General features: G+C 66.1%; 12 protein-coding genes. 2 read left to right on the top strand and 10 right to left on the bottom strand.

What is annotated here, in order from left to right; genetic code table 11:
* Positions 1-38: 38 nt before the first annotated feature.
* Complete coding sequence (locus tag ASC94_RS08135; RefSeq protein WP_056393124.1) at positions 39-3518, top strand: ATP-binding protein; 3480 nt, start codon at positions 39-41, stop codon at positions 3516-3518.
* Positions 3499-4473 (top strand): response regulator transcription factor, encoded by a 975-nt coding sequence (locus ASC94_RS08130; protein ID WP_056393122.1) that lies wholly within the window; start codon positions 3499-3501, stop codon positions 4471-4473. The genes ASC94_RS08135 and ASC94_RS08130 overlap by 20 nt, the downstream gene beginning before the upstream one ends.
* 241 nt (positions 4474-4714) lie before the next feature.
* Here ASC94_RS08130 and urtE read toward each other — a convergent pair whose 3' ends face one another.
* The 10 genes from urtE to ASC94_RS08080 all read right to left on the bottom strand — a co-directional run bounded on the left by urtE (position 4715) and on the right by ASC94_RS08080 (position 14518).
* Positions 4715-5413 carry an urea ABC transporter ATP-binding subunit UrtE gene (gene urtE, locus ASC94_RS08125; protein WP_056393119.1) on the bottom strand — a complete coding sequence of 233 codons (699 nt, stop codon included), beginning with the start codon at positions 5411-5413 and terminating at the stop codon, positions 4715-4717.
* Between the two features lie 8 nt (positions 5414-5421).
* On the bottom strand, positions 5422-6198 hold the full coding sequence (gene urtD / locus ASC94_RS08120; protein ID WP_056393117.1) for an urea ABC transporter ATP-binding protein UrtD: 777 nt from the start codon (positions 6196-6198) through the stop codon (positions 5422-5424).
* Entirely contained in the window at positions 6195-7340 is a 1146-nt protein-coding gene (gene urtC, locus ASC94_RS08115) for an urea ABC transporter permease subunit UrtC (RefSeq protein ID WP_082616350.1), read from the bottom strand. Before urtC ends, urtD begins: the two co-directional genes overlap by 4 nt.
* Positions 7337-8932 carry an urea ABC transporter permease subunit UrtB gene (urtB, locus tag ASC94_RS08110; protein WP_056393112.1) on the bottom strand — a complete coding sequence of 532 codons (1596 nt, stop codon included), beginning with the start codon at positions 8930-8932 and terminating at the stop codon, positions 7337-7339. The genes urtC and urtB overlap by 4 nt, the downstream gene beginning before the upstream one ends.
* Before the next feature lie 90 nt (positions 8933-9022).
* Positions 9023-10279: an urea ABC transporter substrate-binding protein gene (gene urtA / locus ASC94_RS08105; protein WP_157201344.1), complete on the bottom strand. Its 1257-nt coding sequence runs from the start codon at positions 10277-10279 to the stop codon at positions 9023-9025.
* A gap of 23 nt (positions 10280-10302) precedes the next feature.
* Complete coding sequence (locus ASC94_RS08100; RefSeq protein ID WP_229417207.1) at positions 10303-11394, bottom strand: porin; 1092 nt, start codon at positions 11392-11394, stop codon at positions 10303-10305.
* Positions 11395-11529: 135 nt separating this feature from the next.
* The gene (locus tag ASC94_RS08095) at positions 11530-12069 is read right to left on the bottom strand and encodes a transposase (RefSeq protein WP_056393104.1); all 540 of its coding nucleotides are present in this window, start codon (positions 12067-12069) and stop codon (positions 11530-11532) included.
* Positions 12070-12258: 189 nt separating this feature from the next.
* On the bottom strand, positions 12259-13545 hold the full coding sequence (locus ASC94_RS08090; RefSeq protein ID WP_056393101.1) for an MFS transporter: 1287 nt from the start codon (positions 13543-13545) through the stop codon (positions 12259-12261).
* A gap of 13 nt (positions 13546-13558) precedes the next feature.
* On the bottom strand, positions 13559-14194 hold the full coding sequence (locus ASC94_RS08085) for a peptidoglycan recognition family protein (RefSeq protein WP_056393098.1): 636 nt from the start codon (positions 14192-14194) through the stop codon (positions 13559-13561).
* The gene (locus ASC94_RS08080; protein WP_056393095.1) at positions 14195-14518 is read right to left on the bottom strand and encodes a thioredoxin family protein; all 324 of its coding nucleotides are present in this window, start codon (positions 14516-14518) and stop codon (positions 14195-14197) included.
* Positions 14519-14545 lie beyond the last annotated feature (27 nt).

Here is a 14545-nt window from a genome sequence, read left to right as displayed (position 1 = left end):
GCTTGTAAAGCCGGCACTACGCTACCTGGGACTGCAAAATGCCGGTGTCTGCACCAAAAACGGGCGTGGCCGATCAGGAGCCGCCGCAGCGCATCGTCAAGATCCGCCGCGACTACAACACCTGGGTGGCCAACGAGACCATCGAAGACTACGCCCTGCGCTACACGCCGCGCTCCTTCCGCAAATGGTCGGTGTTCCGCGTATCGAATACCGCCTTTGGCGCCATCTCCTTCCTGGTGCTGGAAGCCATCGGCGGCACCATCGCCGTCAACTACGGCTTCATCAACGCCTTCTGGGCCATCATGGCGGTGGGGCTGATCATCTTCCTCACCGGCCTGCCGATCAGCTACTACGCCGCCAAATACGGCGTGGACATGGACTTGCTCACGCGCGGCGCCGGCTTCGGCTACATCGGCTCCACCATCTCGTCCTTCGTCTACGCCTCCTTCACCTTCATCCTGTTCGCGCTGGAAGCGGCCATCATGGCCTATGCGCTGGAGCTGTACTTCCACCTGCCGCTCTACCTCGGCTACATGGTCAGCGCGCTGGCGGTGATTCCGCTGGTGACGCACGGCGTCACGCTCATCAGCCGCATCCAGATGATTTCGCAGCCGGTGTGGCTGGCGCTGCTGGTGCTGCCCTTCATCGCCATCGTCGCGAAAAAGCCGGAACTGCTGTCGCAGCTCGGCCAGTTCGCCGGCCAGTCGCCCGGCAACGGCCAGTTCAACATGCTGATGTTCGGCGCCGCCACCGCCGTCGGCGTGGCCCTCATCACCCAGATCGGCGAGCAGGTGGACTTCCTGCGCTTCATGCCGGAGAAGACGGCGAAGAACCGCGTGCAGTGGCACCTGGGGGTGCTGATCGCCGGCCCCGGCTGGATCCTGCTGGGCATTGCCAAGATGCTGGGCGGCGCGCTGCTCGCGGTCCTGGCGATCAACAGCGGCGTGTCGCTGGCGCAGGCGGTCAATCCCAACCAGATGTACCTGGCTGGCTTCCAGCAGGTGTTTTCCACCCCCACTGCCGCCGTGCTGGTGACGGCGTTCTTCGTCATCATCTCGCAGGTGAAGATCAACATGACCAATGCCTACGCCGGCTCGCTGGCGTGGTCCAACTTTTTCGCGCGCCTCACGCACAGCCATCCGGGGCGGGTGGTGTGGGCTGTGTTCAATGCGCTCATCGCCGTGCTGCTGATGGAGCTGGACGTGTTCCAGGCGCTGGACCAGGTGCTGGGACTGTATTCCAACATCGCCATCTCGTGGATCACCGCCGTGGTGGCGGACCTGGTGGTGAACAAGCCACTGGGGCTGAGCCCGAAAGGCATTGAATTCCGCCGCGCTTACCTGTACGACATCAACCCGGTGGGCGTGGGCGCCATGGTGCTGGCGTCCGCGCTGTCGGTGGCGGCGTTCGCGGGCCTGTTCGGGACGCAGGCGCAGGCCTTCTCGGCCTTTATCGCGCTTGGAACCGCCTTCGTCGCCTCGCCGCTGATCGCCATTGCCACCAAGGGCAAGTACTACATCGCGCGCCAGCCCGCGCCCGCCGCAGCACGCTCCAGGGTGTGCTGCATCTGCTCCAGGGAGTATGAATCGGAGGACATGGCGCACTGCCCGGCCTACCAGGGGCCGATCTGCTCCCTGTGCTGCTGCCTGGACGCGCGCTGCAACGACGTGTGCAAGCCGCACGCGCGCTTCACCGAGCAGTGGGACAGCGCCATGAAGGCGCTGCTGCCCAAGTCCATGTGGCCCTACATTACCAGCGGCCTTGGCCACTACCTGCTGCTGATGATGGTGACCGTGCTGTTCTTGGGCGGCCTGCTCGGCCTGATCTACGTGCACGAGGAGCGGCTCCTGATCGAATCCGGCTCCGCCATGCTGCCGCAGCTGCGGGTGGCCTTCATCAAGATCTTCGGCGCGCTGCTGCTGGCCAGCGGCATCGTTGCCTGGTGGCTGGTGCTGACCAGCGAAAGCCGGCGCGTGGCGCAGGAGGAATCGAACCGCCAGACCGGTTTGCTGACCCGCGAGATCGAGCTGCACAGCCAGACCGACGCCCAACTGCAGCAGGCCAAGAAGCAGGCCGACCACGCCAATCAGGCCAAGAGCCGCTATATCGCCGGCATCAGCCACGAGATCCGCACGCCGCTGAACAGCATCCTCGGCTACGCGCAGCTGCTCGACAACGACCCGTCGATACCCGAGCACCGCCAGCAGGCCATCCGCGTGATACGGGGTAGCGGCCAGCACCTGCTATCGCTGATCGAAGGCACGCTGGACATCGCCCGCATCGAAGGCGGCAAGCTCAGTTTCGACATCAAGGAAGTGGAGCTGCCGGACTTTATCGGCCAGATCGTGCGCATGTTCGAACAGCAGGCCAGCAGCAAGGGACTGTCGTTCCGCTATGAGCTGAGCGGCGAGCTGCCGCGCGTGGTGCGCGCGGACCGCAAGCGGCTGGGCCAGATTCTCATCAACATCCTCGGCAACGCGGTCAAGTTCACGGAGCGCGGCGGCATCGTGTTCCGGGTGCGCTATGCGCGCGACATGGCGGCCTTCGAGGTGGAGGACAGCGGCCCGGGCATCCTGGAGTCGGAACGCGAGAGCATCTTCGAGCCGTTCACGCGCGGCAGCGCGGGCGAGCACGCGGGCGCCGCCGGCACCGGCCTCGGTCTGCCGATCAGCAAAATGCTGACGCAGCTGATGGGCGGCGAACTCACGCTCAGCAGCACGCCCGCCAGCGGCAGCGTATTCCGGATCAAGCTGATGCTGCCGCGCGTGCACGGCGAAGCGCGGACCGGCGGCGCGCCGGAACCGGTGCGCACCGGCTACGCGGGCCGGCGCCGCAAGGTGCTGGTGGTGGACAACGAGCGGGTGGACCGCGAGCTGCTGGTAAACATCCTGGCGCCGCTGGGCTTTGAGATGGCGCAGGCGGTGTCCGGCGCGGACTGCGTGGAACACTATGCCGCCTTCGGCCCGGACCTGATCCTGATGGACCTGGCCATGCCGGGCATGGACGGCTGGGAGGCCAGCCACATCATCCGCATGGTGCACCGCTCCGAGGTGCCGATCGCCATCGTGTCGGCCAATGCCTATGACAAGGGGCTGGACAATCCGGCGGCCATTCCGGCCGAGGATTTCTTCGTCAAACCGGTCAACGTGGCCGAGCTGCTGGACTGGATAGGCCGCCGCCTGCAGCTGGAATGGATATCGCACGCGGGAACGAAGGGCATCAGCAGCGAAATCATCGCGCAGGGGCCGGCGGCGACGGCGGCGCTGATCTTTCCGCCTGCCGCGCAGCTGGAGGAATTGCGTGCGCAGCTCAAGCTGGGGTATGTGCGCGGCATCGTCCACCAGCTGGACCGGATCGCGGCGCTCGGACCGGAATACTCAGCCTTCGTGGCCGCCATGCGCGGGCACGCGGCACGCTTCCAGCTCGACGCCATGGCGCGCCTGATGGAAAAGAGCACGGAACAAAGCGCGGAACAAAACAAGGAACCAGGAGAAAACCATGATACCGAAACAGTTTGAGCACCGCCCCGGGCACCTGGTGCTGATTGTCGACGACGTGCCGGAGAACCTGGCGGTGCTGCACGACGCACTGGATGAATCGGGCTTCACGGTGCTGGTGGCGAACAGCGGCGCGGCCGCGCTGGAGCGCTGCGCGCAGGCAGTGCCGGACGTGATCCTGCTGGACGCCGTGATGCCGGGCATGGACGGCTTTGAAACCTGCCGCCAGCTGCGCGCGCAGCTGGCCACGCGGCACGTGCCCATCATCTTCATGACGGGGCTGACCGAGACCGAGCACGTGCTGGCGGCCTTCAGCGCCGGCGGCACGGATTATGTGACCAAGCCGATCCGGCAAAGCGAGGTCCTGGCGCGCATCTCGGCGCACCTGCAAACGGCGCGCTTGATGAACCAGGCGCGCAGCGCGCTGGACGCCTTCGGCAACGCGGCGCTGGCGATCGGGCCGCGCACCGGGCGCATCGTGTGGCAAACGCCGCTGGCGCGCCAGCTGATGCAGAACTATTTCGCCTTGCCGGGCACGGGGCAGCTGGCAGATACGCCGGCGGAGCTGACGGCGTGGCTGGCGGCCACGGTGGAGGCGCGCCGTGCGGGCCAGGACTATCCGCCGCTGAATGTAATCCAGGGCGCGGCGCGGCTGGTCTTCAGCGCGGCGGACGTGAGCAACCAGGAGCAGTGGATGGTGGTGCTGCGCGAGGAATCGGACGCGGCGCAGGTGCAGGCGCTGGTGGCGCTGTTCAGGCTGACCATGCGCGAGTCCGAGGTGCTGCACTGGGTGATCAAGGGGAAAACCAACCGGGATATCGGCGACATCCTCGGCACCAGCCCGCGCACGGTGAACAAGCACCTTGAGCACGTGTTTGAGAAGCTGGGGGTGGAGACGCGCACGGCCGCCGCGTCGCTGGCGATGAACAAGCTGCGCGGCTCGTCGGATGCGGGGGCGATGGCGGCGAGCGCTTGAGCCGGCGGCGGCGCGCGGCGGGTTACGGCTGCGCCTAACCCGCCCTACATGGACCGGCGCGGCGGGTTACGGCTGCGCTTGCCCCGCCCCACATGGACCGGCGCGGCGGGTTACGGCTGCGCTTGCCCCGCCCCACATGGACCGGCGCGGCGCGTTACGGCTGCGCCTGGCCCGCCGCACATGGACCGTGCGGATTTCGTAGGGCGGGTTAGGCGCGCAGCGCCGTAACCCGCCAGCTCCGCTACACCGCCAAATGCCGCCGCACATCCTCCCCGTCCATCTCGTCCGGTGCACCGGCGGCGACCACTTCGCCGCGCGAGAGCACCACGAACTTGTCCGCCAGCGCGCGCGCGAAATCGAAATACTGCTCGCACAGCAGGATGCCGATATCCCCGCGCTGCCGCAGCAGCCGTATCACCCGCTCGATATCCTTGATGATGGAAGGCTGGATGCCCTCGGTGGGCTCGTCCAGGATAATCAGCCTGGGCCTGGCCAGCAGCGCCCGCGCGATTGCCAGCTGCTGCTGCTGCCCACCCGACAGATCACCGCCCCTGCGTCCCAGCATCTCCTTCAGCACCGGGAACAGCTCATACACCTCCCCGCTGACGGCGGACGCCTCGCGCCGCGGCAACGTCGCCATGCCCATCAGCAGATTCTCCTCCACCGTAAGCCGCGCGAAAATCTCCCGCCCCTGCGGAACATAGGCGATGCCGGCCGCCGCGCGCTGGTGCGGCTTGAGGCGCGTGATGTCGCGGCCATTAAAGGTGACCTTGCCGCGCGCCACCGGCAGCACGCCGGTCAGGCACTTGAGCAAGGTGGTCTTGCCCACGCCATTCCTGCCCAGCAGCGTCAGGCACTGGCCCTTGTCCACCGACAGCGACACGCCGCGCAAGGTGTGCGAAGAGCCGTAGTACTGGTTCACTTGTTCGACTTGCAGCATATGGTTCCCTAGCGTCCCAGATAGACTTCAATCACGCGTTCGTCGGCCTGCACCTGGTCCATGCGGCCCTGCGCCAGCACCGATCCCTCGTGCAGCACCGTCACTTCGCCTTGCTGGGCAATCTCGGCGACAAAGCCCATGTCGTGCTCGACCACCATGATGGAATGCTTGCCGCGCAATTCGTTGAGCAGCTCGGCGGTGCGCGCGGTTTCCGCGTCCGACATGCCGGCCACCGGCTCGTCCAGCAGGATCAGCTGCGGCTCCTGCATCAGCAGCATGCCGATCTCCAGCCACTGCTTCTGGCCGTGCGACAGCAAGCCGGCCAGGCGGTCCTCCTGCCCGTCCAGGCGGATCAGGCGCAGGATCTCGGCGATCTTGTCGCGCTGCTCGGAACCCAGGCGCGCGAACAAGGTGGGCCGCACGCGCTTGTCCATCTTGGCGGCCAGCTCCAGGTTCTCGAACACCGTATGCTGCTCGAATACGGTGGGCCGCTGGAATTTTCGGCCGATGCCGGCGTGCGCGATGTCGTATTCCGTCATGCCCGCCAGGTCGTAGGTCTGGCCGAAGAAGGCGGTGCCGGAGGTGGGCCGCGTCTTGCCGGTGATGACGTCCATCATGGTGGTCTTGCCGGCGCCATTGGGGCCGATGATGCAGCGCAGCTCGCCCACCCCGATATTCAGGCTCAATCGGTTGAGGGCCTTGAAGCCGTCGAACGACACGGTGATGTCGTCCAGGTACAGGATGATGCCGTGTTCCGTGTCCAGCCCTTCGCGTTTGACCGTCATGCTGCCTCCTTGGCCGGTGCCGTGGCAGGCGCGGCTGCGCCGTCCGCGGGCGCAGGCTCCGGTTCCGGCGCGCTGCGCTTCAGTTTCTCCACCAGGCCCAGTATCCCCTTCTGCATGAACAGTGTGACCAGGATGAACAGCAGCCCCAGTGCGAACAGCCACAGGTCCGGGAAGGCGGCCGTGAACCAGCTTTTCAGGCCGTTCACGGTGAACGCGCCGAGGATGGGGCCGACCAGCGTGCCGCGACCGCCCACCGCCGCCCAGATCACCATCTCGATGGAGTTCGCGGGCGACATCTCGGACGGGTTGATGATCCCTACCTGCGGCACGTACAGCGCGCCCGCTATGCCGCACAGCACGGCCGACAAGGTCCAGACGAACAGCTTGAACCACAGCGGGTTGTAGCCGATGAACATGAGGCGCGACTCGGAGTCGCGCACCGCCTGCAGCACGCGGCCAAGTTTCGAGGTGACGATCCAGCGGCACAGCAGCAGCGCGCCGACAAGGAAGCCCATCGTGACGAGGTACAGCACGGCCTTGGTGCCCGGCGCCGTGACGCTGAAGCCCAGGATGCGCTTGAAGTCGGTGAAGCCGTTGTTGCCGCCGAAGCCGGTGTCGTTGCGGAAGAACAGCAGCATGAAGGCGTAGGTCATGGCTTGCGTGATGATGGAGAAGTACACGCCCTTGATGCGCGAGCGGAAGGCGAAGTAGCCGAACACGAAAGCCAGCACGCCGGGCACCAGTACCACCAGCGCCATGCAGTACCAGAAATTGTCGGTCATGGACCAGTACCAGGGATAGGTTTTCCAGTCGAGGAAGACCATGAAGTCCGGCAGCGTGCTTTGGTAGACGCCGTCGCGGCCGATGGCGCGCATCAAATACATGCCGTGCGCGTAGGCGCCGAGCGCGAAGAACACGCCGTGTCCCAGCGACAGGATGCCGGTGTAGCCCCATACCAGGTCCAGCGCCAGCGCGGCCAGCGCGTAGCACATGAATTTGCCCACCAGACCCATGGCGTAGCTGGACACATGCAGCGGGTGGCCCGCCGGGAGGGCGAGGTTCAGCAGCGGCAGCAGCGCGGCCGCCGCCACCACGGCGCAGATAGCGGCCCACGCGCGGGAAGAATACAGGCTGTGGCTCATTCGACGCTCCTGCCTTTCATCGCGAACAGTCCCTGCGGCCTGCGCTGGATGAAGATGATGATGAATACAAGGATGGAGATCTTGGCCATGACGGCGCCCGCCAGCGGTTCCAGGAATTTGTTCACTTCGCCCAGGCCTAGGGCGGCGATCACGGTGCCGGCCAGCTGGCCCACCCCGCCCAGCACCACCACCATGAAGGAATCAACGATGTAGGCCTGTCCCAGGTCCGGCCCCACGTTGCCGAGCTGGGACAGCGCCACACCGCCCAGCCCCGCGATGCCGGAGCCCAGGCCGAAGGTCATCATGTCGATGCGGCCGGTGGGCACGCCCACGCAGTCGGCCATGCGGCGGTTCTGCATGACGGCGCGCACGAAAAGGCCGAGCCGGGTCTTGTTCAGGATTAGCCAGACCGCCGCCACCACCACGATGGCGAAGGCGATGATGGCGATGCGGTTATACGACAGCACCAGGGAACCCAGCACGGTCACGCCGCCCGACATCCACGAGGGATTGGCCACTTCCACGTTCTGCGCGCCGAAGATGGTACGCACCAGCTGCATCAGCATCAGGCTGATGCCCCAGGTGGCCAGCAGGGTTTCCAGCGGCCGGCCGTAGAGCCAGCGGATCACGGTGCGCTCCAGCGCCACGCCCACGGCGAACGCCACCAGGAAGGCGGCCGGCAGCGCGGCGGCAAGATACCAGTCCAGCGCGCCGGGCAGGTAGTGGCGGAACAGGGACTGGCACAGATAGGTGGTGTACGCGCCTATCATCAGCAGCTCGCCGTGCGCCATGTTGATGATGCCCATCAGGCCGAAAGTGATGGCCAGGCCCAGCGCGGCCAGCAGCAGCACGCTGCCCAGCGACACGCCGTAGAACAGGTTACCGACAAACTCCGTGCGGGCGATGCGGCTGTCGATGCGGTTGAGCGCATCCACGGCGGCGGCGCGCACCGCGGCGTCCGGCTCGGCGAAGCTGCCTCCCTCCTGCGCCAGCATGGCTTGCAGTACCGGGCGCAATGCGGCGCCGCCGCTGTCGGCCAGGCTGGCCACGGCGGCCTTGCGCGCGGCGGCATCCGGCGATTGCAGGTCGGCGGTGGCCACCAGCGTTTGCAGGATGGCCTTGATGCCGGGATCGGTTTCCAGCGCGTGGGCTTTGCGGACCAGGGGGGCTTGCGCGGCGTCGGCGGATTTGGCCTGCAGCTGGAGGGCGGCGGCCAGGCGCTGGGCGGGGTCCGGCGAGAGCAGCGCCATGCCCGACAGCGCGCCCTCCACCGCGCCGCGCAGGCGGTTGTTGACGACCACGCCGTCCACGCCGTCCGGCACCGGGCCGGTGGTGCCGGTGGCGGGGTTCCAGGCCTTGCCGCCGTCCACCACGAGCACGGTGCCGTCCGGCGTGGCGTACAGCGTGTCGCCGTTCAGTGCCTGCAGCACCCTGAGCGCGTCCGCGTCCGCCAGCGCGGCGAGCTTTCCCACCGCCTCGATGCGCCCGTCCGGATCGTCCCCCGCCAGCGGCTGCAGCAGCGCCTGGTCAATGGCCGCTTGCGCGCCCAGGGCATGCAGGCAAAGCAGCGCAGTAAGCAGAATTCGTTTCATAGGATATGCCAGGTTCTCGTGCTGTCGTGGGTATCGTGGTCCGTAGGGCGGGTTAGCGCGCATGCGCGCGTAACCCGCCGCGAGCCGCCATTACATCTTCTGCTTGCCCTCATTGCCCTTGATAAAAGGACTCCACGGCTGCGCGCGCAGCGGAGCCTTGGTCTTCCACACCACGCTGAACTGTCCGTCGCCCTTGATCTCCCCTATCATCACCGGCTTGTGCAGGTGATGGTTGGTCGGATCCATAGTCAGGGTAAACCCGGACGGCGCCTTGAAACTCTGGCCGCCCATCGCCGCGATCACCTTGTCGGTATCCGTGGTGCCGGCCTTCTCCACCGCCTGCTTCCACATATGAATGCCCACATAGGTCGCCTCCATCGGGTCGTTGGTCACCACCGTGTTCGCATTCGGCAGCTTCTTCGCCACGGCATAAGCCTTCCACTTGTTGATGAACTCCGAGTTGACCGGGTTCTTCACCGACTCGAAGTAATTCCACGCGGCCAGGTGGCCCAGCAGCGGCTTGGTATCCACGCCGCGCAGCTCCTCCTCGCCCACCGAGAATGCCACCACCGGCACGTCGGTCGCCTTCAGGCCCGCATTGCCCAGCTCCTTGTAGAACGGCACGTTGGAGTCGCCGTTGATGGTGGAGATGACGGCGGTCTTGCCGCCGGCGGAGAACTTCTTGATGTTGGCGACGATGGTCTGGTAGTCCGAATGGCCGAACGGGGTGTAGACCTCGTCGATGTCGCTGTCCTTCACGCCTTTGCTCTTCAGGAAAGCGCGCAGGATCTTGTTGGTGGTGCGCGGGTAGACGTAGTCGGTGCCCAGCAGGACGAAGCGCTTGGCGGCGCCGCCGTCCTTGCTCATCAGGTACTCCACGGCGGGAATGGCCTGCTGGTTGGGCGCGGCGCCGGTGTAGAACACGTTCTTCTCCAGCTCCTCGCCTTCATACTGCACCGGGTAGTACAGGATGCTGTTCAACTCCTTGAACACCGGCAGCACGGACTTGCGCGATACCGACGTCCAGCAGCCGAACACGGCGGCCACCTTGTCCTTGGCGATCAGCTGGCGCGCCTTTTCGGCGAACAGCGGCCAGTTCGAGGCCGGGTCCACCACCACGGCTTCCAGCTTCTTGCCCAGCACGCCGCCATTGGCGTTGATTTCGTCGATGGTCATCAGCGCCACGTCCTTGAGCGACGTTTCGGAGATGGCCATGGTGCCCGACAGGGAATGCAGGATGCCGACCTTGATGGTGTCGGCCGCTTGCGCGGAAACGCCTCCCATCAGCATGGCCGCGCCGGCGGCGATCTGGGTGAAGGTGGCGATGAATGTGCGGCGAGTTTGCATGGCGGTCCTCGTAGAGTGTGGGGTCAGTATTGGAGTTGCAGCGCGACGACGAATTTGTTCTGGTCCGGCGCGGCGGCCACCTTGGTGCGCGAATACACGGCGCTTACCTGGGCGTTGTAGCCGTCGATGATGTAGTTCACGCCGACGTCGCTCTGGCGCGTGTTGAGGTGGGTGTCGGGCGTGAACTTCTGGAAGCGCACGAAGGGCTGCAGCTTGCCCGCGCCGACGCCCTGTTCAAAGATGTAGGACGCGCCAGCCGACCAGGCTTCGCCCTGCTCGGACTTGATGACATTGTCTGTGTCGTAGTCGTAGTAGGCGGCCTCGATGGCGAAGGCGCCGGAGCCGGGGATGCGTTTCTCCAGCAGGAAGTCCACGTTCCAGGCGCTGTAGTCGCCTACGCCGGCCACGGTGAGCACACCGTTCTTCTGCTGGCGCGCGGCCACGCCGATGGCAAGGATGTCCTTGCCGCCGAGGTAGTTGCCGGTGCCGTAGTAGCCTGGTTCGGCGTCCCAGAAGTCGTACTGCACGCGGCCGGCGTACATCAGCGAATCGGAGGTTTTCACGCCGGCGGCCTTGGCCTGGTTCTGGGTCAGCGCGCCGATGCCGAAGGTGTGGCCCTCGAAGGCGCCGAAGGAGTAACCCAGCCTGCCGCCTTCCAGCGTATTGCCCCACACGACCACGCCGTCGTCGCGGCCGCGGAAGATGCCGCCGTTGTAGCCGTAGCGGGAAGAGACGCCGGCCCAGTAGCCGCCACCCAGCGAGTAGTAGGGGCCTGCCATGTTGGCGCGGTCGCTCGGCGAGAGCAGGCGGCCGGCCCAGATATTGAGTTCCGGGGAGATGGCGAACTGGCCCGCCGCGTCCAGCACGCGGATCTTGTCGCCGTCCCACTCGGTGTTGAACATACCCTTGATGTTCTTGTTCAGCGAAGCGCCGAAGAACAGGCGGGCGCTGTCCAGGTTCAGGTCATTCGAGCGCGAGGTGCCGTTCGGCGCGCCGTCCTCGATGCTGGAATAGGAGCCGCGCATGCCGAAGCCCACGCTGACCGACTTGTCCTCGCCGATTGGTATCGTGGCCCCCGCCTGCGCCAGCATCGGCGCCGCCGCGAGTCCAGCCAACAGTGCGCGTTTTCGTATTGTGATCATCCCTGGCCTCTCTCATGTTGTGGTTCGCTATTGACATGAGATTAACCATTGAAAGATCACTGCGACATACGTCAACCTACGTACACGCGCGGATCCGCGTAGGGCGGGTTAGCGCGTCAGCGCGTAACCCGCCACAGCCGGCGGCGCGCACCAATCAACCGGATAAGCGCCGGTTGCAACAAAAGCGTGAAAAGTCGACCAGGGCCAATCCCGCACCCGCTGCACCAGTCCGTGCTTGACCGGATTCCAGTGCAGGTAATCCAGGTGGTGGCTGAAGTCCTCTTCCGAACGCAAGGCGTGCTCCCAGTAGCGGTGCTGCCACAATGCGCCGGATTGCTTGTGCTGGCGGCGCTGGTTCAGTGGGTGCGGAACTAGCGAACCACAAGCCTTGGTCATATGGCTTTTGATAAGCCTCACCCGCAGCGGGAAGTCGCTATCGCCCTGGGGAAGCGTCCAGACCATGTGCATGTGGTCGGGCAGCAGCACCATGCCGGCGACGTGGAAGGGATGCTTGCGGCGCACCGCCGCCATCGCATTTTTCAACGCTGCGCGCATGGGCGGCTGGCACAGGAACGGGCGGCGCTGCTCTGTCACCAGCGTGAAGAAGTAGCTGCCGCCAGGGATGTACAAGCGGTGATAGTTGGACATGGCTCATCCTTTTAATGTGCATTGGATGAGGCTAGGGGATGGGGGGAATCGGGGTTTGCGGCGGATCAAACTTCGGCGGGTTACGGCGCGTTGCGCCTAACCCGCCCTACGGAACCGCGCCGCCGGGGCCACCCAGGGAACGTAGGGCGGGTTAGCGCGCAGGGCGTAACCCGCCGCAGCGTCACGCCATCAGTTGCGCGAGCGGCACAGCAGCAGCGCGACCAGGCTCAGGCCCGCCGCCGTGGAGAGGTAGTAGCCGACGTAGTGCAGGCCGTAGTGCGTGGCCAGCCAGGTGGCGGCGTACGGCGCCAGCGAGGCGCCCAGGATGCCCGCCAGGTTGAACGTGAGCGAGGCGCCGGTGTAGCGCACTTCGGCCGGGAACAGCTCGGACAGCATGGTGCCAAGCGGGCCGTAGGTCATGCCCATCAGCCCCAGGCCGATCGACATGGCCAGCGTGACTTCAATGGTGCTGCCGGAACCGAACAGCGGCGCCAGCACCAGGCCGAAGGCCATGATCAGCGCAGACACCACGATCAGCGTCAGCCGGCGGCCGTAGCGGTCGGCCACCAGCGCGGTGACCGGGATGGTGAGGCCGAAGAACAGTACCGAGAACAGCTGCAGGATGAGGAAGTCCTTGCGGGTGTAGCCCAGCGCGGTCGTGCCCCAGCTCAGGGTGAACACCGTCATCAGGTAGAACAGCACGAAGGTGGCCATGGCCATCAGTGTGCCCAGCACCAGCATCCGGGTATGCTCGCGGAACACGGTGACGGCAGGGATCTTCACGCGCTCGCCCTTGTCCAGCACCTTCTGGAAGTCCGGCGTTTCCGTGATCTTCAGCCGCACGTACAGGCCGACGATGACCAGCAGCGCGCTGGAAAGGAAGGGGATGCGCCAGCCGTAGGAGAAGAACTGCGCGTCGGTGAGCGTCTGGCTCAGCAGCAGGAAGATGGAGCCGGACAGGAAGAAACCGATCGGCGCGCCCAGCTGCGGGAACATGCCGTACCAGGCGCGCTTGCCCGGCGGCGCGTTCTCGGTGGCCAGCAGCACCGCGCCGCCCCACTCGCCGCCCAGGCCCAGGCCCTGGCCGAAGCGGCACAGCGCCAGCAGCAGCGGCGCGGCCGTGCCGATGGACGCGTATGTCGGCAGCATGCCGATGGCGACGGTGGACAGGCCCATGGTGAGCAGCGCCGCCACCAGCGTGGCCTTGCGGCCGATGCGGTCGCCGAAGTGGCCGAACACGGCCGAACCGACCGGGCGCGCGAAGAAGGCGATGGCGAAGGTGGCCAGCGACTGCAAGGTGGCGGCGGCGGCGTCCCCGGCGGGGAAGAACAGCTTGGGGAAGACCAGCACGGCGGCGGTCGCGTAGATGTAGAAGTCGAAGAATTCGATGGTGGTGCCGATCAGGCTGGCAAACAGCACGGTGGCCGGGGAATTGACCTTGCTGGCCGGCTGTGCGCCGGGATGGGGCTGACTCATTACTGCTCCTGGATTACTTGGGAAGGGACGATTGCAAACGCTGCGTCACCTGGTCGCGGAGGTAGCCGTTTTCCAGGTAGCGGTATAGATTGACGCCGGGGCAGACGGTTTGCGCCGAGTAATCCTTGTGGCCGTGGATAGTGGCCGGGGCTATATTGTATTTCATCGCCAGCAAGGCCATCAGGTCGACGGTGGCGTCGAGCTGCTGCTGGTTGGGCTGCACTTCCTCGAAATTGCCCACCACTTCGATCAGCGCGTGGCCGGTGGGGTCGTATTCGGTGTTGGTGTCGCCCGCGTAGGCGATGCTGCGGCCCTCGTAGATGCGGCCGTCCAGGTCGATGATGTAGTGGTAGGGAATGTCCAGCCAGTGCTTGCTGCTGCGCGACCAGGTCTGCAGATTGCGCAGGTAGAGCTGGGGGTCTTTCCCGGCCGGGAAAGGCTCGCCCTGGTGGTGCAGCGTGATGTGGGTGATGGTGTGGCGGCGCGCCTTGGCCGGGTCGGCCGGCGTGCCGCCCCAGGCGGCGACAGAAATGATGCGCCGCTCGGTCTCCGCCAGCGCCGGCGGCAGGCTGGCGGCGGCAGCGGTGGCGGGGAGCAGCAGCAGCAGCAACGCGTGCACCGATGCCGCTGCGGTGGTCCAGGCCCGCATTTACGCGCCGGCGATTTGCGCGAAGCCTTCGCGGATCTCGTCTGCGTCCTCCGGCCGCACCACGCGCGCGACCTCTTTGCCGTCGCGCAGGAACACCAGCGTGGGCCACAGTTTCACGCGGAAGGAGCGGCCCAGCAGGCGCCCCGGGCCGTCTTCCACTTTGTAGTGCGGCACCTGCGCATAGTCCGCGTAGGCCTCGGCCAGCGGCGGCTGGGCGGCGCGGCAGTAGCCGCACCAGTTGGTGCCGAATTCCAGCAACGCCGGGCCGGCCAGCGCGTCGATGTCGGCGCGCGTCGGCGCGCTTTCCTTGTAGGTCGTTTCCATTATCGTGCCCTCCTCTTGCGCTCCATG

Source organism: Massilia sp. Root418 (assembly GCF_001425265.1).
GTDB lineage: Bacteria > Pseudomonadota > Gammaproteobacteria > Burkholderiales > Burkholderiaceae_D > Rugamonas.
Note: the sequence above shows the minus strand (reverse complement) of the source record. Positions and strands in the feature narration are given on the sequence as shown.